The organism is Zobellella sp. An-6 (assembly GCF_052487945.1).
In genome coordinates, this window is the sequence record NZ_CP199259.1 from 1,499,558 (window position 1) to 1,526,407 (window position 26,850).

Consider the following 26,850-nt stretch of genomic DNA (forward strand, 5'->3'; position numbering starts at 1 on the left):
AAGACAGCCATAGCTTTGAGGTAACAAGATGATTAACGTAACTCCGACCATGACGCAGGACGCCGTGCTTGACCTGAACCACCTGAGCGAAGAGCAGATCGCGCTGGAAGTGCGGGATCTGAGCCTGTTTTACGGCGAGAAACAGGCGCTGTTCAATGTCGACATGAAGATCGCCAAGGGCCAGGTCACCGCCTTCATCGGCCCCTCCGGCTGCGGCAAGTCCACCCTGCTGCGCTGCATCAACCGGATGAACGATCTGGTGGACAGCTGCCGCATCGAAGGGGAAATCCTGCTGCACCACCAGAACATCTACGGCAAGGGGGTGGACGTGGCCGCCCTGCGCCGGCGGGTGGGCATGGTGTTCCAGCGCCCCAACCCCTTTCCCAAGTCGATCTACGAGAACGTGGTGTACGGCCTGCGCCTGCAGGGCATCAACGACCGTCGCCGGCTGGACGAGGCGGTGGAGCGTTCCCTGCGCGGCGCCGCCCTGTGGGACGAGGTCAAGGACCGGCTGCACGACAACGCCTTCGGCCTGTCCGGCGGCCAGCAGCAGCGGCTGGTGATCGCCCGGGCCATCGCCATCGAGCCGGAAGTGTTGCTGCTGGACGAGCCGACGTCCGCCCTCGACCCTATCTCTACCCTGGTGATCGAGGAGCTGATCAACACCCTCAAGAACCAGTACACCGTGGTGATCGTGACCCACAACATGCAGCAGGCGGCGCGGGTGTCGGATCATACCGCCTTCATGTACATGGGGGAATTGATCGAATACACCGATACCAATACCCTGTTCACCACGCCCAGCAAGAAGAAGACCGAAGACTACATTACCGGACGCTACGGTTAAGGACCCCGAACCATGGACAAGATCAATCTCAAGAAGCACATCTCCGGCCAGTTCAACGTGGAGCTGGAAGGGGTACTGAACCAGGTGCTGGTGATGGGCGGCCTGGTGGAGCAGCAACTGGCCGATGCCATCACCGCCATCCACGAGCAGGACATGGACATGGCCCGGCAAATCGTGGCCAACGACCACAAGGTCAACGCGCTGGAAGTTCAGATTGACGAAGAGTGCACCCGCATCATCGCCAAGCGCCAGCCGGCGGCCTCGGACCTGCGCCTGGTACTGGCGATCATCAAGACCATCACCGATCTGGAGCGCATCGGCGACGTGGCCAAGCGCATCGGCATGATGCTGCTGGACAACGCCAACAAGAAGCAGCCGCCGCTGGTGTCGATGGAGAACATGGGCCGGCGCACCGTCAAGATGCTGCACGAGGCGCTGGATGCCTTTGCCCGCATGGACGTGGAGGCGGCCATCGAAGTGCACAAGGAAGACGACAAGGTGGACCGGGAATACGAGTCCATCATCCGCGAGCTGATGACCTTCATGATGGAAGATCCGCGCACCATCCCCCACGTGCTCAACGTGCTCTGGTGCGCCCGCTCGCTCGAGCGGGTGGGGGACAGGGTGCAGCACATCTGCGAATACATCATCTACTTCGTCAAGGGCAAGGACGTGCGCCATATCAGCGACGAAGATATCCACAATATGCTGGACAGATAACGTCAACAAGGCCGCGCATGCGGCCTTTTCTTACTCAGAAACGCGCGTTAGCGCGTTTTTTTTTACCGCCCTGATCGTTGTCGTCGTGGAAGGCGAGGGACACCGCCAGGCTCTGCACCAGGCAAAGGCTGGCGGACTGGGAGCGGAAGGCGTCCACCTGGGCTTCCTTGATCACGAAGCAAATATCGCTGAAGGAAGCCAGGGGGCTGACCTGGCTGTCGGTAATGGCGATCTGCTTGGCACCCACGCTGGCGGCGGTTTCGGTCAGTACCAGGGTTTCCTGGGCGTAGGGGGAGAAGCTGATGGCCACCACCACGTCCTTGGGACCGACCAGCTCCAGTTGCTCCTTGAACATGCCGCCCAGGCCGTCGATCAGGAAGGCGCGGCGGTTGAGGTGGCGCAGGGCATAGGTGAGGTAGGTGGCCACGCTGAAGGAGCGGCGCAGGCCGATGACGTAGATGTTCTCCGCCTCGGCCAGGGCCTGTACCGCGCGGTTCAGATCCTCCGCCGAGGTCTGCGCCGCCAGCTGCTGCAGGGCTTGGGCGTTGGCCCGGGCGAACTCGTTGAGGATTTCCTCGGGCCGCTCGGGGGCGGCCTGGTCCTCCAGCTCCCGGAACAGCCGCACCCGGTCGGTGTAGTTGGCGGTTTCCTCCACCAGGTGGCGGCGGAACACCTGCTTCATGTCGTTGAAGCCACTGTAGCCGAAGGCGTTGGCGAAACGGATCAGGGTGGAGGGGGGCACGTCGGCCCGTTCGGCAATGATGGCCACGGTGTCGAAGGCGACGCTGTTGGTGTTGTCGAGCACATAGGCGGCAACCTGCTGCAGCCGCTTGCTGAGCTCGCCGTAACGGCTGCGGATCAGATCCTGTAACTCGGAATAGGTGTTGGGTGCTGACATCATGGCTCTCTAAAGCTTGCTGTTCGTCCGGCCCGCTGCCGACGATCCTGTACCCAGTGTAAATGAAATATTGCGCCGAAATAAACATTCCACCTCGTGATTAATCGATTCAGTGAGCAAAAAGATTCCCGGCAGCCTCCCATCCCTTCGCGTACCCGGTCACCAGGTTCCATCATAAAAGTAGCGGGAAATCAGTCTCTTTTTCTTGCTTGCAGTTCCGTATGGAACCTTGTGACAGGGGCTAACCTCGTTGGACGCGACCAGCCGTTTTCTTCCATTTTTATGATGGAACGAGCATTCCCCCTGTGCCGGTCGGCACAGGCAATCTCTGTTGCTTCTTCCACGCTCTGTTAGGGACTGATAATCGTATCAACAGGCGACACTTGTGCTCAGCGGGAAGACAAAGGGTGCGGTTTCGCCGCCCCTCTGCGCCAGGGAGGGCGCGGCGGAGCCCCCAGGGGCGAACCTTTCGGCCTGACCGAACATCCAGTGAATGTTCGCAGCAGGCCGACATGGCGGGTATCAGGTCCCACGGCATGCCGGCGGAGCAGTGCGCTTTGGCCGAGTACTGCAGATCATAAACCGGTGCTAAGAAGTGCGTGCTGCATCACATTTACATACAAATATTTCATGGTTGGTTGATAATGAAATAATTGTTTCGTATAAATAAGCAAATGAAATGTGACGGCCGGCCTGAGAGGGTCCGGCCTGGCGCGAGAGATCGAGGTGAAAGCATGAAGCAAGTACGGGTGGGACTGATCGGGACCGGTTATATCGGGCGCTGCCACGCCATCGCCTACGCCCAGGCGCCGGTGGTGTTCCCGCTCAAGGGACAACTGGTACGGGAGATGCTGGCCGAGGTGACCCCTGAGCTGGCGGCCCGCCAGGCCGAGAGCCTGGGCTTCAACCGTTCTACCGGTGACTGGCGCGAGCTGGTGGCCGACCCGGTCATCGACGTGGTCGACATCTGCGCCCCCAACTTCCTGCACAAGGAAATGGCCCTGGCCGCCATCGCCCACGGCAAGCACGTCTATTCCGAAAAGCCGCTGGCGCTGTCCACCCGCGACGCCGCCGAAATGGTGGACGCGGCCCGCCGGGCCGGGGTCAAGACCCTGGTGGGCTTCAACTACATGAAAAACCCCGCCACCCGGCTGGCGCGCCAGATCATCGAGCGGGGGGAGATCGGCGAGGTGGTGCACTTCTATGGCACCCATAATGAGGATTACATGGCCAACCCGGCCACCCCGCTGGACTGGCACTGCCGCAAGGACAGCGCCGGCCTGGGGGCCCTGGGGGATCTCGGCGCCCATATCATCAACATGGCCCACTACCTGGTGGGCTCCCGGGTAGCCAGCGTGAGCGGCGACATGCAGACCGTCATCGGCGAGCGCCCGGACCCGCGCGAGCCGTCCCGGCTGCTGCCGGTGGAAAACGAGGACCAGGCCCACGCCCTGCTGCGTTTCGAATCCGGCGTCATGGGCCAGATCGAGACCTCGCGCATCGCCTGCGGCCGCAAGATGGGCCTCGGCTACGTGATCACCGGCACCAGGGGCAGCATCAGCTATACCCAGGAACGGATGGCCGAACTCAAGCTCTACCGGCACGACGACGACCAGGGCCGGCAGGGCTTCAAGACCCTGCTGGTGGGTCCGGAGCACCCGGACTATGCCGCCTTCTGCATCAGCGCCGGCCATGGCTTCGGCTTCAACGATCAGAAAACCGTGGAAATCCGCGATCTGGTGGACGGCATCGCCGCCGGCAGCCCCCTGTGGCCCGACTTCGAGGAAGGCTGGATGGTCTCCCGGGTACTGGACGCCATCGCCCTTTCGGCCGAACGCCGCCAGTGGATCCATGTGGAAGAAATTCAGTAAAAAGGACTAGAGGGATCCGTCCCGGAGGAGAGAAGAATGTCAGCACGAAAGCACCTGGATGTGATTTGCCTTGGGCGGGTGGCCGTCGACCTGTACGGCCAGCAGATCGGCGCTCGCCTGGAAGACATGGGCAGCTTCGCCAAATACCTGGGAGGCTCCAGCGGTAACCTGGCCTACGGCACCGCCCGCCAGGGCCTGAAGTCCGCCATGCTGTCCCGGGTGGGCGACGACCACATGGGCCGTTTCCTGCGCGAGGAGCTGGCCCGGCTGGGGGTGGATGTGAGCCACCTCAAGACCGACAAGGACAGGCTCACCGGCCTGGTGGTACTCGGTATCAAGGACGAGGATACCTTTCCGCTGATCTTCTTCCGGGAAAACTGTGCCGACATGGGCATCCGGGCGGAAGACATCGACGAGGAGTTCATCGCCTCGGCCAGGTGCCTGGCCATCACAGGTACCCACCTGTCGCATCCGGACACCCGGGCCGCCGTGATCAAGGCGCTGGAGATCGCCCGCCGGCACGGGGTGAAAACCGCGCTGGACATCGACTACCGCCCGGTGCTCTGGGGCCTGACCGGCCGGGGGGACGGCGAGACCCGCTTTATCCCGTCCGCCGCCGTCACCGAGCAGCTGCAGCAGACGCTGGCTCTGTTCGACGTCATCGTCGGCACCGAGGAGGAGTTCCATATCGCCGGCGGCAGCACCGACACCGTCGCCGCCCTGCGGGCGGTGCGCGCGGTGAGCGGCGCCGCCCTGGTGTGCAAGCGCGGCCCGCTCGGCTGCTCGGTGTTCGAGGGCGCCATTCCCGCCACCCTGGACCAGGGGCTGACCGTGTACGGGGTCAGGGTGGAGGTGCTCAACGTGCTGGGGGCGGGGGACGCTTTCATGTCCGGCCTGCTGCGCGGCTACCTCAACGGCGAGGGCTGGGAGCAGGCCTGCCGTTACGCCAACGCCTGCGGCGCCCTGGTGGTGTCCCGCCACGGTTGCGCCCCGGCCATGCCGAGCAAGGAAGAGCTGGACGACTACCTGTCCCGCGCCGAGTCGGTGCCGCGCCCGGATCTGGACGAGCGCCTCAACCACCTGCACCGGGTGACCACCCGGGATCGGGAGTGGGACGATCTGTGCATCCTGGCCTTCGATCACCGTCGCCAGTTCGTGGACATGGCCATCGAGGCGGGGGCGGATATCGGCGAGATCCCCCGGCTGAAAAAACTGATCCTGAAGGCCGGCCGCCAGGTGGCGGAGGAGGCCGGGCTCAAGGGCCGTGCCGGCATACTGGCGGACACCACCTTCGGCCAGCCGGTGCTGAACGAGATCACCGGCCAGGGCTGGTGGATAGGCCGCCCCCTGGAGCTGCCGAGCTCGCGCCCGCTGCGCCTGGAGCACGGCAACATCGGCAGCCAGCTGATCGACTGGCCGCTGGAGCACATCGTCAAGTGCCTGGTGTTCTACCATCCGGAAGACCAGGTGGAGCTGCGCCTGGAGCAGGAGCGGCTGATCACCGAGGTGTACCAGGCCTGCTGCAAGAGCGGCCACGAGCTGCTGCTGGAAGTGATACTGCCGGCGGACATGCCCAAGACCGACGAGCTCTACGTGCGCGCCATCAAGCGCTTCTACAACCTGGGGGTCAAGCCCGACTGGTGGAAGCTGCCGCCGCTGTCCAGCACCGGCTGGGACGAGGTCACCGCCGTGGTCACCGAGCGCGACCCGCACTGCCATGGGGTAGTGATCCTGGGCCTGGACGCGCCGGAGGCCGAGCTGCAGGCCGGCTTCAACGCCGCCGCCGGCAAGGCGCTGGTCAAGGGCTTCGCCATCGGCCGCACCATCTTCGGCGCGCCCAGCCGCGACTGGCTGGCCGGCCGGCTCGACGATCAGGGTCTGATTGAAGCCATCAAACGCAATTACCATCATCTGATCGCCCTCTGGCGTCAGCGTCATCAAGGAGAATGAAGATGTCCCACACCCTTCGTCTGACCATGGCCCAGGCCCTGGTGAAGTTTATGACGGCGCAGAAAGTGGAGATCGACGGGGCCATCCTGCCCCTGTTCGAGGGGGTCTTCGCCATCTTCGGTCATGGCAACGTGGCCGGGGTGGGCGAGGCGCTGTACCAGGCGCGCGATGTACTGCCCACCTACCGGGCCCACAACGAGCAGGGCATGGCCCACGCCGCCATCGCCTTTGCCAAGACCCACAACCGCCGGCGGATGATGGCCTGTACCGCCTCCGCCGGCCCGGGCTCCACCAACATGGTGACCGCCGCCGCCGTGGCCCACGTCAACCGCCTGCCGGTGCTGTTCCTGCCGGGGGACACCTTCGCCACCCGCCAGCCGGATCCGGTGCTGCAGCAGGTGGAGGTGTTCAGCGACCACACCATCACCTCCAACGACTGCTTCAAGCCGGTGAGCCGCTTCTTCGACCGCATCACCCGCCCCGAGCAGCTGCTGACCTCGCTGCCCCAGGCGATGCGGGTGCTGACCGATCCGGTGGAGTGTGGCCCGGTGACCCTGGCGCTGCCCCAGGACGTGCAGACCATGGCCTACGACTACCCGGCGCACCTGTTCGAGGAAAAGGTGCACCGGCTGCGCCGCCAGGCCCCGGACGAGGTGGAGCTGGCTGAGGCGATCGAACTCATCAAGGCCGCCAAAAAGCCGCTGGTGATCGCCGGGGGCGGGGTGCACTACTCGGGCGCGCTCCAGGAGTTGGAGCAACTGGTGAGCCAATACCATCTGCCGGTGGGCGAGACCCAGGCCGGCAAGGGCGCACTGCCCTGGGATCACGCCCAGAACATGGGCTCCATCGGCGTCACCGGCGCGGCCTCGACCAATGCCCTGTCCGCCGACTGCGACCTGATCCTGGCGGTGGGTACCCGGCTGGGCGACTTTGCCACCGGCTCCCGCGCCATGTACCACCCGGAGGCGCGCATCATCGCCATCAACGTCGGCTCCTTCGATGCCTACAAGCACAAGGCGCAGCCCCTGGTGGGCGATGCCAAACTGACCCTGCCCAGGCTGATTGCCGGGCTCGAGGGCTGGCGGCCCGAGGGCAGTTGGGTGGAAAAGGCCGCCGAGCTGCGCGCCCGCTGGCTGCATGCCCAGGACGTGGCCACCACGGATCGCGGCACCGAGCTTCCCACCGACGCGGAAGTGGTGGGCGCGGTCAACCGTGCCGCCGGGGAGCAGGACATCGTGGTGTGCGCCGCCGGCGGCCTGCCCGGCGAGCTGCAGAAACTGTGGCGCACCCGTTACCACAAGGGCTACCACATGGAGTACGGCTACTCCTGCATGGGCTACGAGATCGCCGGTGGCCTGGGGGTGAAGATGGCCAGGCCCGACTCCGAGGTGTTCGTGATGGTGGGGGACGGCTCCTACCTGATGCTGAACTCGGAGATCGCCACCTCGGTGATGCTGGGCCGGAAGATGATAGTGGTGGTGCTCGACAACCGCGGCTACGGCTGCATCCACCGGCTGCAGCAGTTCTGCGGCGGCCCCGGCTTCAACAACATGCTGGACGACTGCCTGACGGTGGCAGGCGGCGCGCCCAAGACCGACTTTGCCGCCCACGCCATCGCCCTGGGTGCCAGGGGCGAGAAGGTGGGCAACATCAAGGAGCTGGAAGCGGCGCTGGCGCGGGCCAAGGCCTCGGACATCACCTATGTGGTGACCCTGGACACCGATGCCCTGGTGGTGACCGAAGAGGGCGGCTCCTGGTGGGACGTGGCGGTGCCGGAAGTGTCGCCCCGCAGCCAGGTGCAGGAAGCCCGTGCCCGCTACGAGGCCCATAAGGCCCGCCAGCTGCAGAATTTGTAAGCCATATTCCGGCAGGGCCTGAAACAGGCGTCTGCCACTTGATTGGAAAGCGGGATTGACCGGCCCCACGCCGACACGCCGTAAACCCATCCCTGGGGGCTCCGCCGCGCCGTCCCTGGCGCGGAGGGTCGGCTTAGTGGCCAATCAATCCTGCCGCCCGGCAGCCGAATCGTCTGCCTGGAGTGCAACATTTTGGAGAACACCATGAGCGTAAAACTGGGCATCAACCCCCTGACCTGGACCAACGACGATCTGCCGAGCCTGGGCGGCGACACCCCGCTCGCCACCTGCCTGACCGAAGGCAAGCAGGCCGGCTTCGCCGGCTTCGAGCTGGGCCATAAATTTCCCCGGGATCCCGAGCTGCTCAAGCCCATCCTGCAGCGCCACGAGCTGGAGCTGGTCTCCGGCTGGTATTCCGGCTACCTGCTGGAGCGCTCGGTGGCAGAGGAAATCGAGGCGGTGCAGGACCACCTCCGGCTGCTCAAGGCCATGGGCTGCAAGGTAATGGTGTTCTGCGAAGTCACCGGCTGCATCCACGGCGACCAGGGCAAGCCGGTGAGCGAGCGCCCGCACTTCCCCGCCGAGCGCTGGGAAGAATACGGCGCCAGGCTCACCGAGTTTGCCCGCTACACCCTGTCCCAGGGGGTACAGGTGGCCTACCACCACCATATGGGCACCGTGATCGAAACCGAGGCCGAGGTGGACGCCCTGATGCAGCACACCGGCCCCGAGGTGGGACTGCTGCTCGACACCGGCCATATGACCTACGCCGGTGGCGATCCGGTGGAAGTGGCCCAACGTTGGGCCAGGCGCATCAACCATGTGCACTGCAAGGACATCCGCGCCAACGTCCTGAAGGAGGCGCGCAACCGCAACTCCAGCTTCCTCAATGCCGTGCTGGACGGCGCCTTCACCGTGCCCGGTGACGGTTGCGTCGACTATCCGGCGGTGTTCGAGGTGCTGAAAGACAACGGCTACCAGGGCTGGCTGGTGGTGGAGGCCGAGCAGGATCCGTCCGTCGCCCACCCCCTGACCTACGCCACCCTGGGCCATAACAACTTACATGCGTTCGCCCGCAACGCCGGCTTGCTGTAACGGAGGAAACCAACATGGAACAAGTACTGAACTTTATTGACGGCCAGATCACCGAAAGCCACAGCGGTCGTGCCGCGCCCGTTTACAATCCGGCTACCGGCGAGCAGAGCCGGGAAGTGGTGCTGAGCTCGGCCGATGAGGTGCGTTCCGCCATTGCCGCCGCCCAGAAGGCCTTCCCGCGCTGGGCCGGCACCAGCCCGCTGCGCCGCGCCCGCATCCTGTTCAGGTTCAAGACATTGCTTGAGGAGAACATGGACGAGCTGGCGCGCCTGATCTCCAACGAGCACGGCAAGGTCTATTCCGACGCCGTGGGCGAGCTGACCCGTGGCCTGGAAGTGGTGGAGTTCGCCTGCGGCATTCCCCACCTGCTCAAGGGCGAGCACTCGCTCAACGTGGGCACCGGGGTCGACAGCCACTCGCTGATGCAGCCGCTCGGGGTCTGTGCCGGTATCTCCCCGTTCAACTTCCCGGCCATGGTGCCCATGTGGATGTTCCCGGTGTCCATCGCCTGCGGTAACACCTTCGTGATGAAGCCCTCCGAGAAGGATCCTTCCGCCAGCGTGCGCCTGGCCCAGCTGCTGAAGGAAGCGGGCCTGCCCGACGGCGTGTTCAACGTGGTGCACGGCGACAAGGACGCGGTGGACGTGCTGCTGACCGACCACCGCATCCAGGCGGTGAGCTTCGTCGGCTCCACCCCCATCGCCGAATACATCTACAGCACCGCAAGTAGCCATGGCAAGCGCTGCCAGGCCCTGGGCGGCGCCAAGAATCACGCGGTGATCATGCCCGACGCCGATCTGGATCTGGCCGCCAATGCCCTGATGGGCGCGGCCTTCGGCGCCGCCGGCGAGCGCTGCATGGCGATATCCGTGGCGGTGGCGGTGGGCGACGAGGTGGCCGATCGCCTGATCGCCAAACTCAAGCCCCAGGTGGAAGCCCTGCGCGTCGGCCCCGGCATTGTCGAGGGCCAGGAAAACGACATGGGCCCGCTGGTGTCGGCGGTGCATCGCGACAAGGTGGTGGGTTACATCAACCAGGGTGAAGCCGAAGGTGCCGAGCTGGTAGTGGACGGCCGCGGCCTCAAGGTGGCGGGCCATGAAGCCGGCTACTTCGTCGGTGGCACCCTGTTCGATCGGGTGACTCCGGAGATGACCATCTACAAGGAAGAAATCTTCGGCCCGGTGCTGGCGGTGGTGCGGGTACCCGATTACGCCTCGGCCCTGGAGCTGGTGAACAGCCACGAATACGGCAACGGCACCGCCATCTTCACCCGGGACGGCCACGCCGGCCGCCAGTTCAGCCAGGACGTGCTGGCGGGCATGGTGGGCGTCAACGTGCCGATCCCGGTGCCGATGGCGTTCCACTCCTTCGGCGGCTGGAAGCGTTCCATCTTCGGTCCGCTCAACGTGCACGGCCCCGATGGCGTGCGTTTCTACACACGGATGAAGACGGTGACCAGCCGCTGGCCCTCCGAGCCCCAGCAGGGCGCCGAGTTCTCCATGCCGACCATGAAGTAAGCGCCACACCGCCAACCGAAGCCCGCCCAGTGCGGGCTTCTTTGTTATTGCCGTTCCGCCAGCCAGGTGGTCAGCTGCGCCAGGGGCATGGGCCTGGCGTACCAGTAGCCCTGGATCTGGTCGCAGTTGAGCTGGCGCAGCAGGGCGGCCTGCTCGGGCGTTTCCACGCCCTCCGCCACCACCGTCATCGACAGGCCGTGGGCCATGCGGATGATGGCGTCCACTATGCTGCGATCGTCCGCGTCCCGCTCCATCTCGGTGATGAAGCTGCGGTCTATCTTGAGGGTGTCCACCGGGAAGCGCTTGAGGTAGCTCAGGCTAGAGTAACCGGTGCCGAAGTCGTCGATGGCGATGGACAGCTGCGCCTGACGCAACCGGCCCAGGATGCCGGCGGCGCGGGTCGGCTCCTGCATCAGCGAGCTTTCGGTCAGCTCCAGGGCCAGGCGCTGGGGTGGCAGGCGGTGCTGGCGCAGCCGGGCCAGCACCTGCTCGGCGAAGTCGTCCTGGGTGAGCTGGCGGGCGGCGATGTTGACCGCCACCGGCTGGTCGACCCCGAGCCCGGCCAGTTGCCGCAAGTCGGTGCAGGCCTGCTCGATCAGCCAGTAGCCCACCGGTATGATCATGCCGGTATCTTCCAGTATGGGGATGAACACCGTCGGCGATACCGGCCCCGTGCCGTGCAGCTGCCAGCGCAACAGGGCCTCGAAGCCGACCAGCCGGCCCGTGGCGATGCTCATCTTGGGCTGGTAATGCAGCTCGAACTCCTTGTTCTCCCAAGCCAGCCGCAGGGCGTTTTCCAGGGTGACCTTGCCGATGGGGAAGGTGCTCCGGGGTGGATGCTGGTAGAAGCAGGTACTGTTGCGTCCCTGCCGCTTGGCCTGGGCCAGGGCGTGATCGCCGTGGCGCAGCAGGGTGTCCGGATCCCGGCCGTCTTCCGGGAAGCAGGCGATACCGAGGCTGGCGGTAATGAACAGGGTGTGGTGGCTGAGCTCGAAGGGCTGGGCCAGGTCGCGGCTGAGCTGGGAAGCCCTGTCCCTGATGTCGGCGTCCTGATCCCGGTGGGGGAGCAACAGGGCGAACTCGTCGCCCGACAGCCGGGCCAGCAGCCCCTGCCCGTCACGCAGCGCGTCCAGCCGCAGGGCCACGCCGCGGAGCAGCTCATCGCCGGTGTCGTGGCCCAGGTTGTCGTTGATCTGCTTGAAGCGATCCAGCCCCAACAGCAGCAGATAGAAGGGACCTTCCCCGGCACAGGCCGAGGCCAGGTAGTTGTGGCAGTTGGTGCGGTTGGCCAGGCCGGTGAGGCGGTCGAAGTTGGCCAGCTCGAACAACCGTCGCTGCTGCTGTTTTTCATGGGTGATGTCGCTGAGCACCCCCACCACCCGCACCAGGGTGCCCCGTTCGAACACCGGGTAGGCACGGTGCAGCAGCCAGCGCAGTTCGCCCGCCTTGGTGAACCAGCGGTATTCCAGCTCGGTGGCGGTGGTCGGCGGCTCGGCCAGGGCATGCTCCACTTCGGGCAAGTCTTCGGGGTGAATCCGGCTCAGCGGCAGGCCAGCGTCCTGCTTGAGCTGGTGCAGATTGATTTCCAGCATGCGTTCGAAGGCCGGGCTGATGTATTGGTGCGAGCCCAGCTCCAGGTCGAACACCCAGAATCCCTCGGGTACCTTGCCGACCAGCTCGGTAAAGCGGGCCTCGCTCTGGGCCAGGGCCCGCTCGGCCAGAATTTTGTCGGTCATGTCCCGGGCCAGCACCAGTTCGGCCAGGGTTTCCTGATAGCGCATGGTATGGACGGTCAGCTCCATGATCATCGGCGTGCCCTGGCGGTGATGGTGGTGCTGCAGCCCGTTCCGGAAGTGCAGCGCCATGCCCCGACTCAGGCGGTGCGGCGTAAGGCCGAGAAATTCGTGCAGGCTGTAGCCATAGTGCAGGCAAGCGGCCTGGTTGGCCTCCAGTATCCTGCCGGCACCGGGATCATAGACCCACATGGCGGTGGGGTTGTCGGTAAAGGCGCTGCGAAAGGCCAGTTCGGAGTCATGCAGGTGCAGCTGTGCCCGCCAGGCCTGGTGGACCAGGTAGCGAGTCAGGCCGAACAGGGCCAGGCCGGTCACCAGCACGAAGCCGATGCCCTTGAAGCTGTGCAGCCAGGTTAACTGGGGGCCATAGATGCCGATCAGTTTGCTGGCGAGCGCATCGGAGCCGATGATCCAGGCGAAGGAGATACACAAGTAGGAAAACAGCAGCCGGGCCGGCATCTTCCAGAAGGAAGGGGGAAAGTGATGCCGGCCGGCATGGGCATCCAGACGCGGGAGCAGGGGAGGACGAGCGGACGAAGCGGCCGGTTTTTCCATCAGGGTATCCATATTGTCGTGGTGGGAATGGGACGCCGGCGGATCCCTGCCTAACCTGCGGCTATCCGGAATTGTAGGCGATGGGAGTCATCGTTGTTGAGCGCTTTCTCACCCGCCTGTTGGCCTGCCGGCCTGCAGTCAGCCCCTTGAAATGCCGTCCATATCACAAAATTAGTGATTGTTTATGCACAATTTGTAAATATTGTGTGACCAAATATTGCAATTCTGCTTTGCCAGCTCCTCCCTTCACAGGGTAAACTGGGACGCCCGAGCAATCAGGGTCAATAATCGGTCTATACATAACTACTACGTACAATAGAAGAAGCAACTATGACGGAACGTATTCACCTCGGCACTTTACAAGTCGCTACCGTTCTTCATGATCTGGTAGTCAATGAAATCATCCCCGGAACCGGCGTCGAGCCCGCCACCTTCTGGGCCGGCATGGAGCAGATCGTCAAGGATCTGGCGCCCAGGAACCGCGCCCTGCTGGAAAAGCGGGAGCAACTGCAACGCCAGATCGACGAATGGCACCGCGCCCGCGCCGGCCAGGCCCATGACGCCGTTGCCTACAAGCAGTTTCTGATCGACATCGGTTACCTGCTGCCGGCGGTCGACGATTTCACTATCACCACCTCCAACGTGGATGCCGAACTGGCCACCCTGGCCGGTCCCCAGCTGGTGGTGCCGGTCAACAATGCCCGCTACGCCCTGAACGCCGCCAACGCCCGTTGGGGCAGCCTGTATGACGCCCTCTATGGCAGCGACGCCATCCCCGAAACCGACGGCGCCGAAAAGGGCAAGGGCTTCAACCCGCATCGCGCGGCCAGGGTCGTGGCCTGGGGCCGCAACTTGCTGGATCAGGCCGCCCCCCTGGCCGCCGGCAGCCACGCCGATGCCACCGCCTACCGGGTGGTCGACGGCAAGCTGCAGGTCAGCCTGGAAAACGGCGACACCACCACCCTGGCCCAGGCGGACAAGTTCGCCGGCTACAACGGCGATACCGCCCAACCCACCGCCGTGCTGCTTTGCAATAACGGCCTGCACATCGAACTGCAGTTCGATCGCACCAGCCCGGTCGGCAAGGACGACAAGGCCGGTATCAAGGATCTGCTGCTGGAGTCCGCCCTGTCCACCATCATGGACTGCGAAGACTCTGTCGCCGCAGTGGATGCCGAGGACAAGGTCGGCGTATATCGCAACTGGCTGGGCCTGATGCAGGGCACCCTGACCGAGGAAGTGCAGAAGGGCGACCAGGTGATCATCCGCAACCTGAACCCGGACCGGGACTACCTGGATCCCAAGGGCTCGCCCTTCAGCCTGCACGGCCGCAGCCTGCTGTTCGTGCGCAACGTCGGCCACCTGATGACCAACGAGGCGGTGCTGGATCAGCACGGCAACGAGGTGCCCGAAGGCATTATCGACGGCCTGGTGACCTGCCTCATCGCCCTGCACGATCTCAAGGGCAACGGCAAGTTCAAAAACTCCCGCACCGGCAGCGTCTATATCGTCAAGCCCAAGATGCACGGCCCGGAAGAAGTGGCCTTCGCCTGCGAGCTGTTCGGCCGCATCGAACAGGTGCTGGGCCTGGCCAAAAATACCCTGAAAGTCGGCATCATGGACGAGGAGCGCCGGACCAGCGCCAACCTCAAGGCCTGCATCTACGAGGCCCGCGAGCGGGTGGTGTTCATCAACACCGGCTTCCTCGACCGCACCGGCGATGAGATCCACACCAGCATGGAAGCCGGCCCCGTGGTGCGCAAGGGCGCCATGAAGCAGCAGGCTTGGATCCAGGCCTACGAGAACAACAACGTGGACGTCGGCCTGGCCGCCGGCCTGCAGGGCAGGGCCCAGATCGGCAAGGGCATGTGGGCCATTCCCGACAACATGGCCGACATGTTGAAGGAGAAGATCGTGCATCCCCAGGCCGGTGCCAACACCGCCTGGGTGCCGTCACCCACCGCCGCCACCCTGCACGCCACTCATTACCATCAGGTGAGCGTGAAGGCGCGCCAGGACGAGCTGAAGAGCCGCGCCCCGGCCAGTCTGGACGACCTGCTGACCATCCCGCTGCTGACCGACCCGTCCAGCCTGAGCGCGACGGATATCCAGCAAGAGCTGGACAACAACGCCCAGGGCATCCTCGGCTACGTGGTGCGTTGGGTCGACCAGGGCGTGGGCTGCTCCAAGGTGCCGGATATCAACGACGTGGGCCTGATGGAAGACCGTGCCACCCTGCGCATCTCCGCCCAGCACATCGCCAACTGGCTGCGTCACGGCATCTGCAACAAGGAGCAGGTGATGGAAACCATGCAGCGCATGGCCGCCATCGTCGACCAGCAGAACGCCGGCGATCCGCTGTACCGTGACATGGCGCCGGGTTTCGACGGCATCGCCTTCCAGGCCGCCTGTGCCCTGGTGTTCGAGGGCTGTACCCAGCCCAGCGGCTACACCGAGCCGTTGCTGCATGCCTACCGGCGCAAGCTGAAAGCCCAGGGATAAGCATCCCGATGGTCAACGATCCCCGGCTGGTCCGGGGATTTTTTTATCCATGACTTTTTTTCATGGCCCCATGCCGAATAATCGTGACGGTGCCGGGAGAAAAGACGTTGCGGACACTGCCAAGTTCCGGCCTTTGCTGTACCCTATGCGGTAATTCCGTTCAGCCATACCGACAGCGGGCCGCCCCATGATAAAACGCCTGGTCATCTCCCTTTCTTCCTTGATTTTCAGTGTCTTCCTGTTGATGGGAGGCAATACCTTCGTGATGACCCTGCTCGGGGTGAATCTGGGGCTCAAGGGCATAGAGCCGACCCTGATCGGCAGCATCATGGTGTGCTATTCGGTGGGCTTCGTGCTGGGCTCCCTCTATGGTCCGCGGGTGATAAAAAGGGTGGGGCATATTCGTGCCTTCGCGGTATTCAGCGCCTTCCTGGCCAGCTCCACCCTGATCTTCCCGCTCGCCGACAGCATAGTGCTGTGGGCACTGCTGCGGGCGCTGAGCGGCGTGGCGGTGGCCGGCAGCTTCGTGGTGATCGAAAGCTGGTTCAGCGCCGTGGCCACCAATGACAACAGGGCCACCCTGTTCTTCGCCTACCAGATCTGTGCCTACCTGGCGGCCACCGCCGGCCAGTTGCTGATCGGCCTGACCGATCCGGCGGCCTTCGTGCCCTTCACCCTGGGCGCCATCGTGCTGACCGCGGCCCTGGTACCGCTGTCGCTAACCCGGATGGAGGCGCCGACCATAGAGCACAGCGAGCGCCTGAGCGTCAAGGCCATCTTCCGGGACGCCCCCGTGGGCCTGCTGGCGGCCCTGTGCAGTGGCGTGCTGATCAGCAGTTTCTATTCCATGGCGCCGGTCTACGCCATCCAGGTGGGCTTGCCGGTGGCGCAGCTGTCCTACTTCATGGCGGCCTCCATCTTCACCTTTATCCTGTTCGCCTGGCCCCTCGGTCGCCTCTGCGATCGTCTGGATCGGGGCAAGATCATGATCTGGATAAACGGGGTCATCGTACTGAGTGCCCTTGGCGTCGTGTTTACCGGCCATTACCACCTCGGGCTGTTGATCGGTTTCTCCTCCCTCTATATGGGGATGGTGGCTGCCATTTATCCGGTGGCGGTGGCCATCACCAACGACCGCATGGCGGCCCAACACATCGTTGCGGCCAGCACGACGCTGTTGCTGAGTTACGGCCTCGGCAGCTCGCTCGGTCCCCTGTTCAGCTCCAGCATGATGACCTGGCTCGGCGCCCAAGGGCTCTACTACGGCTGTGCCGGCGTGGCCTTGCTGCTGGGGGGATATGCCTGGATCTGGCGCCTGCGCAGCAAGGCGGTGCCGGTGGCAGAGCAGGCCCACTATATTCCGACCCCGGTGGAAACCGCCGGGGTCATCACCGAACTCGACCCCCGTAACGAAGAGTTCGTGGATGTGCCCATGGAAGAGGTGTTCCCGGATCTGGAGCAGGAGGAAATCGCCCAGGCCCAGGCCAGCCAGCTGGATCTGGAGTTGCCCGAGCCGGCCACCGTCGAAACGGAGCAGGAAGAGCCGTCCCTGGTGGTGTCGCGCTGATTGTCATCAAAGCGTCAATTGCCCGGGTTAGGCTGGGGCCTGTTTCCTGCAAAGCCGAGGCTAGGCCCATGCGTTATTCGGATCTCTGGTCGGGGGTGGGCACCGTGTCCGAGCCCGATTACATCGACGACTGTTACCCGCTCGAACTGGTGCTGTGGTTGCAGCACCAGCAGCCGCAAGGCGCCCCGGCCGAGCGCCGGGCGCAGCCGGAAGCCGTGCCCGGCTGACCGACAGCCGACCCCGCCAAGCTCGGCGCCATCCAGCCACGGCCTCTCGGCAACGGGCCCGGCGTTCGACCGGCCGCCATCAAACCCGACGACAGCCATTTCACTTCTTCGTCTGGCGGAGCGGAGCACGGCGGCCATTCCCCTGGCTGCCAATCCCCGTTAGACTTGGGGCCTGTATTTCGTGCCGGTGACCCAAGGCGCCGGTGCCGCCACCAAGCCCTGCTGGAAAAAGTGTAATGATTCGACTAGCCATCAACGGCTACGGCCGTATTGGGCGCAGTGTCTTACGGGCTTTCTACGAACGTGACCTGCACCGCCATATGAAGATAGTGGCCATCAACGAACTGGCCGATCCCGAGGCCATGGCCCACCTGACCCGCTATGATTCCAGCCACGGCCGCTTCCGGCACGAGGTGACCCTGTTGCCGGGTGCCTTCGAGATTGAGGACGACCCCATTGCCCTGTTTCACGAGCCGGATCCGGCCAGATTGCCTTGGGCCGAGCTCGGCGTGGATCTGGTGCTGGAATGCACCGGTGTGTTGTCCAGCCGGGCGGACGCCGATCTGCACCTGGCGGCGGGGGCGAAAAAAGTGTTGTTTTCCCACCCGGCCGACAATGATGTGGATGCCACCATCGTTTATGGTGTAAACCACCAACAACTGACCGGCGCCGAAACCATCGTCTCCAACGCCTCCTGTACCACCAACTGCGTGGTGCCCGTAATTGAGACATTGCACAGAGTTTTTAATATAAAATGTGGTAATATTACTACCATTCACTCAGCCATGAATGACCAACAGGTGATCGATGCCTATCATTCGGATCTGCGCCGGACCCGGGCTGCCAGCCAGTCCATCATCCCGGTTGACACCAAACTGGCCAAGGGAGTAGAGCGCATCTTGCCCCATTTCGCCGGCAAATTTGAGGCCATTTCCGTGCGGGTGCCGACCATCAATGTCACCGCCATGGATTTGAGCGTGATCGTCGAGAGCAAGGCTACCGTCGAGGCCGTCAACCAGGTGCTGCGCCAGGCCGCCGAAGGTCCGCTCCGGGGTATCCTCGGCTATACCGAGGCGCCGCTGGTGTCGGTCGATTTCAATCATGATCCCCATTCTTCCATCATCGATGGCACCCAGACCCGGGTGAGCGACGCCAATCTGATCAAGATGCTGATGTGGTGCGATAATGAATGGGGTTTTGCCAATCGGATGCTCGATACCAGCCTGGCCTGGCTGGCGGCCGCTGAGACCGTTTCTAAAAAACACTAGTACTTTAATAGAGGACACTTTATGTCTGTCATCAAAATGAATGAACTCGATCTGTCCGGCAAGCGGGTACTGATCCGCGCCGATCTGAACGTACCGGTAAAAGATGGCAAGGTTACCTCCGATGCCCGCATCCTGGCCTCGTTGCCCACCATCGAAGCGGCCTTGGCCCAGGGCGCCAAGGTGATGGTCACCTCCCACCTGGGTCGTCCCACCGAGGGCGAGTATGCCGACGAGTTCTCCCTGCAGCCGGTGGTCGATTACCTGGCCGCCAAACTGAGTGCGCCGGTGCGCCTGGCCAAGGACTACCTGAACGGGGTGGATGTGGCCGCCGGTGAGCTGGTGGTGTTGGAGAACGTACGCTTCAACAAGGGCGAGAAGAAAGATGACGAGACCTTGTCCAAACAGTACGCCGCCCTGTGCGACGTCTTCGTAATGGATGCCTTCGGCACCGCCCACCGGGCCCAGGCCTCCACCCACGGTGTGGCCAAATTCGCCCCCGTGGCCTGTGCCGGCCCGCTGCTGTCCGCCGAATTGGAGGCACTGGGCAAGGCCCTGGACAACCCGGCCCGGCCCATGGTGGCGGTGGTGGGGGGCTCCAAGGTCTCCACCAAGCTGACCGTGCTCGAGTCCCTGTCCAAGATAGCCGACCAGCTGGTGGTGGGCGGCGGCATCTCCAACACCTTCGTGGCCGCCGCCGGGCACAACGTGGGCAAGTCCCTGTACGAGCCGGACCTGATCCCCGAAGCCAAGCGCCTGATGGAAAGCTGCGACATCCCGCTGGCCACCGACGTGCGCACCGCGCCCGAGTTCTCCGAAACCGCCCCGGCCACCGTCAAGCTGGTCTCGCAAGTGACCGACAACGAAGAGATCCTGGATCTGGGTGACGAGTCCGCCCAGCGCCTGGCCGACATCCTGAAAAACGCCAAGACCATCATCTGGAACGGCCCGGTGGGTGTGTTCGAGTTCGAGAATTTCCGTCGCGGCACCGAGATCGTGGCCCGGGCCATCGCCGAGAGCGACGCCTTCTCCATCGCCGGTGGCGGCGATACCCTGGCGGCCATCGATCTGTTCGGCATCAAGGAACAGATCTCCTACATCTCCACCGGCGGCGGCGCCTTCCTCGAATTCGTGGAAGGCAAGACCCTGCCGGCGGTGGCCATGCTCGAGCAGAGAGCCAAGGGCTGAGTTAACCTTATCTATTTAAATCGGCCGGGTCATGTCGGCCGACGAGAGCCTCAACAGGAGCAAGAGAATGTCCCAGAAAATTTTTGACGTGGTAAAACCGGGTGTGGTCAGCGGCGACGACATGCAGAAGATCTTCGCCATCGCCAAGGCCAACGAGTTCGCCCTGCCGGCGGTCAACGTGGTGGGCACCGACTCCATCAACGCCGTGCTGGAAGCGGCCGCCAAGGCGAAAGCCCCGGTGGTGGTGCAGTTCTCCAACGGCGGTGCTTCCTTTTTCGCCGGCAAGGGCCTGAAGCTGGAAGGCCAGCAGGCCGCCATCCTCGGCGCCATCTCCGGTGCCAAGCATGTGCACGCCGTGGCCGAGGCCTACGGGGTGCCGGTGATCCTGCACACCGACCACGCCGCCAAGAAGCTGCTGCCCTGGATCGACGGCCTGCTCGACGCCGGTGAGAAGCACTTCGCCGAGACCGGCAAGCCGCTGTTCAGCTCGCACATGATCGACCTGTCCGAAGAGAGCCTGGAAGAGAACATCGAGATCTGCGCCAAGTACCTGGCGCGCATGAGCAAGATCGGCATGACCCTGGAGATCGAGCTGGGCTGCACCGGCGGTGAGGAAGACGGCGTGGACAACACCGGCATGGACAGCTCCATGCTCTACACCCAGCCGGAAGACGTGGCCTATGCCTACGAGAAGCTGAGCGCCATCAGCGACAAGTTCACCATCGCCGCCTCCTTCGGCAACGTGCACGGCGTGTACAAGCCGGGCAACGTCAAGCTGACCCCGAAGATCCTCGACAACTCCCAGAAATACGTGTCCGAGCAATTCGGCCTGCCGGCCAAGTCCCTGAACTTCGTGTTCCACGGCGGCTCCGGCTCTTCCGCCGAGGAAATCAAGGAGTCCATCAGCTACGGTGTGATCAAGATGAACATCGACACCGACACCCAGTGGGCCACCTGGGCGGGCGTGATGAACTACTACAAGGCAAAAGAAGCCTATCTGCAGGGCCAGATCGGCAACCCTGACGGCGAAGACAAGCCCAACAAGAAGTACTACGATCCGCGGGTCTGGCTGCGGGAAGGCCAGGTCAGCATGATCGCCCGCCTGGAGCAGGCATTCAAAGAGTTGAACGCGATTAACGTACTGTAATCACTTACGTTTTTATCACCTATCAATACCGGCCTCGCGCCGGTATTTTTTTGTCCGCCCTTCTCCCGCCTGGGGGATCTGTCGAGCTCACGCACAAAAATGGCATTGGCGAGTTTGGTGTATTCCCAATAACCAACTAAATTTCAAGAAGAAAGTTTATGTGACGCCGGCTATCCGCAACGGCCTGGCATGATGCCTCCATGGTCGTTGTTTCAAGGGGATAAGGGGGAGCGTGAGTAACTTCAGGGATGTGAGATGAGGGTATGGGCACCATGGATTGATGCAGAACGCCTAATTCTTTGCTTCAACAGGGATTTTGCTGTAGGGCTCTGCGCTTCATTGCCATGGTTGGTGGAGTGGTTTTGCAGAAAGTGTAAGGATGCACGATGCAGCACATTGATGCGGAGAATCAGGATCCCCTGCTAGCGAGCCTGGTGTTTCTGACCAAATTCTATGGCTGCCCCCACCAGGGAGAGGCGCTGATTTCGGGGCTTCCCCTGCCGGAGGGCAAACTGACCCCGCTGCTGTTTTCGCGGGCGGCAGAAAGAGCCGAGCTGTCGGTGCATCATGCTGCTCAAGCCATACATGAAATATCGGATCTGCTGCTGCCCTGTATCCTCCTGCTGAAAGAAGGAAGAGCCTGTGTGCTCCTGGAGACGCAGACTGAGCAAGCCCGCTGCAAGGTGATGCTGCCAGGGGAAGGGACACAATGGCTGGCCCTCGACAAGCTGCAATCCGACCATATCGGGCGGGTGTTGTTTACCAAGCCCAAATTTCGCTTCGATGAACGCTCGCCGAAAGTGCTGGCTCGTCATGATGGACACTGGTTCTGGGGAACGCTGTGGCGTTCCGCTTCCATTTACCGGGATGTTCTGATCGGCTCTTTGCTGATCAATCTCTTCGCGGTGGTTACCCCCTTGTTCACCATGAACGTGTACGACAAAATAGTACCAAATCTGGCTTTTGATTCCCTCTGGGTGCTGGCGATTGGCGCCGGCATCGTATTTTTGTTCGACTTCGTCATGCGCATGCTGCGCAGCCACTTTATCGATGTCGCCGGAAAAAAATCCGACGTGCTGCTTTCGGCCCATATTTTTTCCAAGGTCATGGGCATGCGGATGGAAGCCAAGCCGCCTTCCACGGGTGCCTTTGCCAGACACTTGCAGGAATTCGAATCGGTTCGGGATTTCCTGACCTCGGCGACCATAGCCGCGTTGGTGGATATTCCTTTCTCCCTGCTTTTCCTGCTGGTGATCTGGGTATTCGCCGGTCAAATGGTATGGGTACCGGTCTTGGCCATTCTGTCGCTGGCCGCTTTCAGCCTGTTGGTGCAGGGGCCGCTCAGGCGCAGTATCGAGGAAGGGTCCCGACTGGCATCCCAAAAAAACGCCAACCTGGTGGAAGGCATTGCCGGGCTGGAAACCATCAAATTGTTTGGAGCCCAGGGTACCTTTCAGCACAGATGGGAACAGGCGGTCGGCCATATTGCCGGCTGGGGAATGAAAACCCGTCGCTTGACCAATTCGGTTTCTAGCCTGGCCCATGTCACTCAACAGCTGACGACGATAAGCCTTATTATCTTGGGGGTGTATCTTATCGCTGCAGGTGACTTATCCATGGGGGGATTGATCGCGGCCGTTATGTTGAGCAGCCGGGCTATCGCACCCATGGTACAGATGTCGGTGTTGTCGACCCGCTATAACCAAGCCAAATCCGCCATGACCATACTTGAGAAGATAATGGCATCACCCGATGAACAAGAAGCCGGACGGAGATACATCCACCATCCGGTATTCCATGGAGATATCTGGTTCGATCAAGTCTCCTTCAAATATCCCGGTTCTGAGCAAAATGTCATTAACCAATTGTCTTTTCGGATCAGAGCCGGAGAAAAAGTCGCCATTATCGGTAGGATTGGCTCGGGAAAAACGACTCTGGAGCGATTGATCGTGGGCTTATACAAGCCAACGGAGGGAGCCATTCGTATCGATGGGATAGATATCGGTCAGTTGCAACCGGCTGCACTGAGGAGAAACATAGGCTGTGTCCCGCAAGATGTGAATCTGTTCTTTGGCTCGATAAGGGACAATATTGTCATTTCCAATCCACTGAGCGATGAAGAACAGGTTATCACCGCTGCTGAAAGAGCGGGGGTTACCCGCTTCACCCATAGGGATCCTGCGGGCTTGGACCGGCAGGTAGGAGAGGGAGGACGATTACTCTCTGGCGGACAACGTCAGGCGGTGGCTATTGCCCGTGCCTGGTTAAATGATCCCGTCATGCTCATCATGGATGAACCGACATCCAATATGGATATCCGCTCCGAACGACATATCCGTTTACAACTGTCAAAGCTCAGGGCTGAGCAAACATTATTATTGATCACTCATCGTTCTTCCATGTTGGAAGTCGTGGACCGTATCATAGTACTGGAGCAAGGCCGAATAGTAGTGGATGGACCTAAGGAACAGGTGATACAGCAACTGCAGTTTGGAAAAAAATACAAACCGGAGGTTAGCCATGGCTAAAAAAAACTTGCCTCCAGAGCTGCTGGATTATACCAACGACACCGCAGCTGCGCTGTTGATGAGTACGCCAAAAGGAGCCAGAGTGCTACTTTGGTGTATGTTGCTCTTCGTGGTGGTTGCTCTCTTATGGGCCCGGTTTGCCGAGTTGGAAGAGGTTACTTCGGGGAAGGGTACCGTTATTCCGTCTCAACAAATTCAAGTGGTGTCTAACCTGGAAGGGGGGATAGTACGAGAGTTATATATAAGAGAGGGTCAGCAGGTTGAAAAAAATCAATCGTTACTGTTGATTGATGACACTCGGTTTCTTTCCGATCTGCGTGAAAGAGAGCAGGAAATTTCCGCCCTTCATGGGAACGTCCGTAGGCTGGCAGCAGAGGTGGTTTCTATTGTAATTCCCGAAGATGGAAGTTTGCCATGGAGAGAGCAAGTTCAAGTGAATAGGGGACACTTGTCTTTCTCCGATGACTTTATGGGGCAATACCCAGGGCAGGCGGAAATACAACAGTCACTATTTGATGAACGACTGGACTTCATAAAAAACCAATTATCTATCTTGGCTAACCAGATAGAGCAGCGTGAACAGGAAATTGTAGAAACCAATGCCAAGGTAAGAACATTGCAGCGGGGAGTGGCCTTGGCTGCAAGAGAAGTCGACATGAGCCGTCCTCTGGCAAGGGAGGGAATAGTGCCTCAGGTAGAGATACTTCGACTTGAGCGACAGCTTAATCAGATGCAAGGTGAACTCGAATCGGCAAGGCTGATGTTGCCTAAATTAGAAGCATCCTTGCGAGAAAACATTTTCAAGCGTAAAGAAGCGGCGCTCAGCTTTCGGTCCGAGTCCCAGCGGCTACTAAGCGAACATCGTAATAGACTGGCCCAGCTACAGGAAGGCGAGGTGGGGTTGCAGGACAGGGTAAAACGCACCCTGGTCGTATCTCCTGTTAAGGGAACTATTAAGACATTGAAAGTGAATACCGTTGGTGGAGTGGTGCAGCCTGGTATGGGGCTGGTTGAAATAGTGCCACTGGAGGACACACTTCTGGTGGAGGCTCGCATCCTTCCTAAGGATATCGGCTTCCTGCGCCCAGGGCTGGAAGCCCTGGTAAAATTTACTGCCTATGATTTTACTGTTTACGGTGGCTTGGCCGGGGAAGTGGAAAAAATTAGTGCCGACTCTATACAGGATGATGATGGAAATACCTTTTTCTTGGCAACGATTCGTACTCGGAATGGATTTCTCGGTACCGAGCGAGACCCTTTGATGATCATTCCAGGGATGCAGGCTGGTGTTGATATCATAACGGGTAAAAAAACAGTGTTGGATTATTTACTAAAACCTATATTGAGAGCAAAACAGGACGCTTTGCGAGAGCGTTGATTCATAGGGAGTAATAACAATGAAAAAGACGATAATTGCAGTACTAGTCGGCACATCCCTGGTGTTGCCACTACAGGCACAGACCTTGGAGGACGCTGTTACCCAGACCCTGATGACTCACCCTCAGGTCAAGGAAGCCTTCCATTTGTATCAATCCAGGCAATATGAGCAGGATGTCGCCTTCTCTGGTTATCTTCCCAAATTTGATGCCAGTGCCGGTATTGGTTATGAATATACCGATAGTCCGACAACCCGGGATGGAGGACCTAGAGCAGATAAAACGCTCACCCGCAAAGAGGCCGGCTTATCGCTAAGGCAAATGTTGTTCGATGGTTTTAAAACTCCCAGCAATGTCGGCAGGACCGAGGCTGAGGCATCTGCCCAGCGTTTCGCCTTGATCGCCGATGCGGAGAGCATTGCACTGCGGGTAGCTGAGGTTTACTTGGACGTGCTGCGGCATGATGAAATATTGGAACTCTCCCGCCGTAATATGGAAACCCACGAACAGATATTCTCAGATATCAGAAGGCGTACCGACTCAGGTGTCGGCTCTTCCGCTGATTTTTCACAAATTCAGGGACGCGTAGCCCGGGCCTATTCCAATATGACGGCTGCAGAGAACAACCTGCGAGATGCTCAAAGTCGTTTTGTTGCTCTGGTTAACCAGATGCCCGAGGATTTACGTCCTCCCCAGCCCGACGCCAATTTTATGCCACCCACTTTGGATGAGGCCTTGGTCCAAGCACAGGATAACCATCCCAGACTGGTGTCGGCCGCCTACGACGTCGATGCGGCTCGTCACCAGCATGAAGATGCCAAATCCGGCTTTTATCCCAATATCAGTTTAGAGCTGGATAAAAATTGGGATGACGACATAGATGGTGTACGGGGACACCATGATGATTTTACCGCCATGGTACGCATGCGTTACAACCTGTTTAATGGCGGTGCCGATGTTGCCCGTAGCCGTTCAACATCGGCGCTGGAGATGCAGGCCAAGGATATCCATGCGAACGCACAGCGTCAGGTTGATGAAGGGATCCGGCTGGCTTGGGCTGCTTATGAATCCCTTGGTCGGCAGAAGGACTTCCTGCGCCAGCACGTGGAATCCAGCTACAACACCGTCGATGCCTACAAGAAACAGTTTTCCCTCGGTAGCCGCACTCTGCTCGATGTGTTGAATACTGAAAATGAGTTGTTCGAGGCTCGCCGTTCCTATATTCATGCGGACTACGATCAGCTCTTGGCCGAGTATCGCATCATGAATGCGACTGGACAGCTGCTGGACGCGTTAAGGTTTACCCAGCCAGAGCAGTGGCAGGTCAGCAATTGAGAGGAGAAAAAACATGAAAACCTGGACTCTGTTAGCCTTAATCATACCCTTGGCGGCTTGCTCCAACTTTGATCTGACGGCGGAGCCGGAGCGAGAGACCCAGCCTGCATACGATCTTGCTGATCCGGACTGGGATGGCGTCATCACCGCCAGGGACAACTGTGCCGATACTCCGACCAAGGCATCGGTGGATAACGACGGCTGTCATACCGGGGATACTCAGGTACTGAAGCACGATCTGACCGTCCTGTTCGCTCATGACCGCTCGATCATTACCCCTCAATATCGTGATGAAATCGGTCAGATGGCATCATTCATGGATCAAAACCCCAATTTACGCCTGCTGCTGGAAGGCCACGCGAGCCAGGTCGGTCCCCGCGATTATAATGTCGCCTTGTCGAAGCGTAGGGCCGAGGCTGTACGTCAGGCTCTGATAGAGAGTGGGGTCAGTGGAGAGCGGTTGGAAATCATTGGCTATGGTGACACCCGCCCCATATTGATGGGCGATGATGAACAGTCCCATGCCGCCAATAGACGAGTGGTGGGTGCCTTGACCAGTTCCCGGAGTGCAGTCAGGATGCGCTGGGATGTATACAGCGTTGAACGTTAATGT

The 26,850-nt window shown here is 61.2% G+C and carries 19 protein-coding genes; 17 read left to right on the plus strand and 2 right to left on the minus strand.

What is annotated here, in order from left to right; genetic code table 11:
- Positions 1-28 precede the first annotated feature (28 nt).
- Both pstB and phoU read left to right on the plus strand, forming a co-directional pair.
- A complete protein-coding gene (gene pstB / locus ACT7DK_RS07020) occupies positions 29-847 on the plus strand; it encodes a phosphate ABC transporter ATP-binding protein PstB (protein ID WP_445397655.1) in 819 nt (272 codons plus the stop codon).
- Positions 848-859: 12 nt separating this feature from the next.
- Entirely contained in the window at positions 860-1,567 is a 708-nt protein-coding gene (phoU, locus tag ACT7DK_RS07025; protein ID WP_445397657.1) for a phosphate signaling complex protein PhoU, read from the plus strand.
- A gap of 34 nt (positions 1,568-1,601) precedes the next feature.
- On the opposite strand, the gene ACT7DK_RS07030 is transcribed toward phoU, so the two are convergent.
- Positions 1,602-2,465 (minus strand): MurR/RpiR family transcriptional regulator, encoded by an 864-nt coding sequence (locus ACT7DK_RS07030; RefSeq protein WP_445397659.1) that lies wholly within the window; start codon positions 2,463-2,465, stop codon positions 1,602-1,604.
- 734 nt (positions 2,466-3,199) lie between these two features.
- Between ACT7DK_RS07030 and ACT7DK_RS07035 the strand changes: the two genes are divergently transcribed.
- From ACT7DK_RS07035 to ACT7DK_RS07055, 5 genes are all read left to right on the plus strand, one after another.
- Positions 3,200-4,336, plus strand: coding sequence for a Gfo/Idh/MocA family protein (locus ACT7DK_RS07035; RefSeq protein ID WP_445397661.1), 1,137 nt, complete (start codon positions 3,200-3,202; stop codon positions 4,334-4,336).
- A gap of 36 nt (positions 4,337-4,372) precedes the next feature.
- Positions 4,373-6,286 carry a bifunctional 5-dehydro-2-deoxygluconokinase/5-dehydro-2-deoxyphosphogluconate aldolase gene (locus ACT7DK_RS07040; RefSeq protein WP_445397663.1) on the plus strand — a complete coding sequence of 638 codons (1,914 nt, stop codon included), beginning with the start codon at positions 4,373-4,375 and terminating at the stop codon, positions 6,284-6,286.
- 2 nt (positions 6,287-6,288) lie between these two features.
- Positions 6,289-8,142: a 3D-(3,5/4)-trihydroxycyclohexane-1,2-dione acylhydrolase (decyclizing) gene (gene iolD, locus ACT7DK_RS07045; protein ID WP_445397665.1), complete on the plus strand. Its 1,854-nt coding sequence runs from the start codon at positions 6,289-6,291 to the stop codon at positions 8,140-8,142.
- 204 nt (positions 8,143-8,346) lie between these two features.
- Entirely contained in the window at positions 8,347-9,237 is an 891-nt protein-coding gene (iolE, locus tag ACT7DK_RS07050; RefSeq protein WP_445397667.1) for a myo-inosose-2 dehydratase, read from the plus strand.
- A 14-nt stretch (positions 9,238-9,251) separates the two neighbouring features.
- Complete coding sequence (locus tag ACT7DK_RS07055; protein ID WP_445397669.1) at positions 9,252-10,754, plus strand: CoA-acylating methylmalonate-semialdehyde dehydrogenase; 1,503 nt, start codon at positions 9,252-9,254, stop codon at positions 10,752-10,754.
- Between the two features lie 44 nt (positions 10,755-10,798).
- Here ACT7DK_RS07055 and ACT7DK_RS07060 read toward each other — a convergent pair whose 3' ends face one another.
- Positions 10,799-13,102 (minus strand): putative bifunctional diguanylate cyclase/phosphodiesterase, encoded by a 2,304-nt coding sequence (locus ACT7DK_RS07060; RefSeq protein ID WP_445397671.1) that lies wholly within the window; start codon positions 13,100-13,102, stop codon positions 10,799-10,801.
- A gap of 330 nt (positions 13,103-13,432) precedes the next feature.
- Here ACT7DK_RS07060 and ACT7DK_RS07065 point away from each other — a divergent pair, with 330 nt between their 5' ends.
- The 10 genes from ACT7DK_RS07065 (at position 13,433) to ACT7DK_RS07110 (ending at position 26,847) form a co-directional block, all read left to right on the plus strand.
- Positions 13,433-15,604, plus strand: a complete 2,172-nt coding sequence (locus ACT7DK_RS07065) for a malate synthase G (protein ID WP_445397673.1) — start codon at positions 13,433-13,435, stop codon at positions 15,602-15,604.
- Between the two features lie 187 nt (positions 15,605-15,791).
- Positions 15,792-17,171, plus strand: a complete 1,380-nt coding sequence (locus ACT7DK_RS07070; protein WP_445397675.1) for an MFS transporter — start codon at positions 15,792-15,794, stop codon at positions 17,169-17,171.
- Between the two features lie 68 nt (positions 17,172-17,239).
- Positions 17,240-17,398: a hypothetical protein gene (locus ACT7DK_RS07075; protein WP_445397677.1), complete on the plus strand. Its 159-nt coding sequence runs from the start codon at positions 17,240-17,242 to the stop codon at positions 17,396-17,398.
- 236 nt (positions 17,399-17,634) lie between these two features.
- The gene (epd, locus tag ACT7DK_RS07080; protein ID WP_445397679.1) at positions 17,635-18,666 is read left to right on the plus strand and encodes an erythrose-4-phosphate dehydrogenase; all 1,032 of its coding nucleotides are present in this window, start codon (positions 17,635-17,637) and stop codon (positions 18,664-18,666) included.
- 21 nt (positions 18,667-18,687) lie between these two features.
- Positions 18,688-19,851, plus strand: coding sequence for a phosphoglycerate kinase (gene pgk / locus ACT7DK_RS07085; protein WP_445397681.1), 1,164 nt, complete (start codon positions 18,688-18,690; stop codon positions 19,849-19,851).
- Positions 19,852-19,918: 67 nt separating this feature from the next.
- A complete protein-coding gene (fbaA, locus tag ACT7DK_RS07090) occupies positions 19,919-20,998 on the plus strand; it encodes a class II fructose-bisphosphate aldolase (RefSeq protein WP_445397683.1) in 1,080 nt (359 codons plus the stop codon).
- Between the two features lie 386 nt (positions 20,999-21,384).
- The gene (locus tag ACT7DK_RS07095) at positions 21,385-23,526 is read left to right on the plus strand and encodes a type I secretion system permease/ATPase (protein WP_445397685.1); all 2,142 of its coding nucleotides are present in this window, start codon (positions 21,385-21,387) and stop codon (positions 23,524-23,526) included.
- Positions 23,519-24,904 (plus strand): HlyD family type I secretion periplasmic adaptor subunit, encoded by a 1,386-nt coding sequence (locus ACT7DK_RS07100; protein ID WP_445397687.1) that lies wholly within the window; start codon positions 23,519-23,521, stop codon positions 24,902-24,904. The genes ACT7DK_RS07095 and ACT7DK_RS07100 overlap by 8 nt, the downstream gene beginning before the upstream one ends.
- 19 nt (positions 24,905-24,923) lie before the next feature.
- Entirely contained in the window at positions 24,924-26,237 is a 1,314-nt protein-coding gene (locus tag ACT7DK_RS07105; RefSeq protein WP_445397689.1) for a TolC family outer membrane protein, read from the plus strand.
- Positions 26,238-26,250: 13 nt separating this feature from the next.
- Complete coding sequence (locus tag ACT7DK_RS07110) at positions 26,251-26,847, plus strand: OmpA family protein (RefSeq protein ID WP_445397691.1); 597 nt, start codon at positions 26,251-26,253, stop codon at positions 26,845-26,847.
- Positions 26,848-26,850 lie beyond the last annotated feature (3 nt).

What these genes read in the sequence shown, in the direction of transcription:
- pstB (WP_445397655.1), top strand. Translation starts at nt 29, where the DNA reads ATGATTAACGTAACTCCGACCATGACGCAGGACGCCGTGCTTGACCTG.
- phoU (WP_445397657.1), top strand. Translation starts at nt 860, where the DNA reads ATGGACAAGATCAATCTCAAGAAGCACATCTCCGGCCAGTTCAACGTG.
- ACT7DK_RS07030 (WP_445397659.1), bottom strand. Translation starts at nt 2,465, where the DNA reads ATGTCAGCACCCAACACCTATTCCGAGTTACAGGATCTGATCCGCAGC.
- ACT7DK_RS07035 (WP_445397661.1), top strand. Translation starts at nt 3,200, where the DNA reads ATGAAGCAAGTACGGGTGGGACTGATCGGGACCGGTTATATCGGGCGC.
- ACT7DK_RS07040 (WP_445397663.1), top strand. Translation starts at nt 4,373, where the DNA reads ATGTCAGCACGAAAGCACCTGGATGTGATTTGCCTTGGGCGGGTGGCC.
- iolD (WP_445397665.1), top strand. Translation starts at nt 6,289, where the DNA reads ATGTCCCACACCCTTCGTCTGACCATGGCCCAGGCCCTGGTGAAGTTT.
- iolE (WP_445397667.1), top strand. Translation starts at nt 8,347, where the DNA reads ATGAGCGTAAAACTGGGCATCAACCCCCTGACCTGGACCAACGACGAT.
- ACT7DK_RS07055 (WP_445397669.1), top strand. Translation starts at nt 9,252, where the DNA reads ATGGAACAAGTACTGAACTTTATTGACGGCCAGATCACCGAAAGCCAC.
- ACT7DK_RS07060 (WP_445397671.1), bottom strand. Translation starts at nt 13,102, where the DNA reads ATGGAAAAACCGGCCGCTTCGTCCGCTCGTCCTCCCCTGCTCCCGCGT.
- ACT7DK_RS07065 (WP_445397673.1), top strand. Translation starts at nt 13,433, where the DNA reads ATGACGGAACGTATTCACCTCGGCACTTTACAAGTCGCTACCGTTCTT.
- ACT7DK_RS07070 (WP_445397675.1), top strand. Translation starts at nt 15,792, where the DNA reads ATGATAAAACGCCTGGTCATCTCCCTTTCTTCCTTGATTTTCAGTGTC.
- ACT7DK_RS07075 (WP_445397677.1), top strand. Translation starts at nt 17,240, where the DNA reads ATGCGTTATTCGGATCTCTGGTCGGGGGTGGGCACCGTGTCCGAGCCC.
- epd (WP_445397679.1), top strand. Translation starts at nt 17,635, where the DNA reads ATGATTCGACTAGCCATCAACGGCTACGGCCGTATTGGGCGCAGTGTC.
- pgk (WP_445397681.1), top strand. Translation starts at nt 18,688, where the DNA reads ATGTCTGTCATCAAAATGAATGAACTCGATCTGTCCGGCAAGCGGGTA.
- fbaA (WP_445397683.1), top strand. Translation starts at nt 19,919, where the DNA reads ATGTCCCAGAAAATTTTTGACGTGGTAAAACCGGGTGTGGTCAGCGGC.
- ACT7DK_RS07095 (WP_445397685.1), top strand. Translation starts at nt 21,385, where the DNA reads ATGCAGCACATTGATGCGGAGAATCAGGATCCCCTGCTAGCGAGCCTG.
- ACT7DK_RS07100 (WP_445397687.1), top strand. Translation starts at nt 23,519, where the DNA reads ATGGCTAAAAAAAACTTGCCTCCAGAGCTGCTGGATTATACCAACGAC.
- ACT7DK_RS07105 (WP_445397689.1), top strand. Translation starts at nt 24,924, where the DNA reads ATGAAAAAGACGATAATTGCAGTACTAGTCGGCACATCCCTGGTGTTG.
- ACT7DK_RS07110 (WP_445397691.1), top strand. Translation starts at nt 26,251, where the DNA reads ATGAAAACCTGGACTCTGTTAGCCTTAATCATACCCTTGGCGGCTTGC.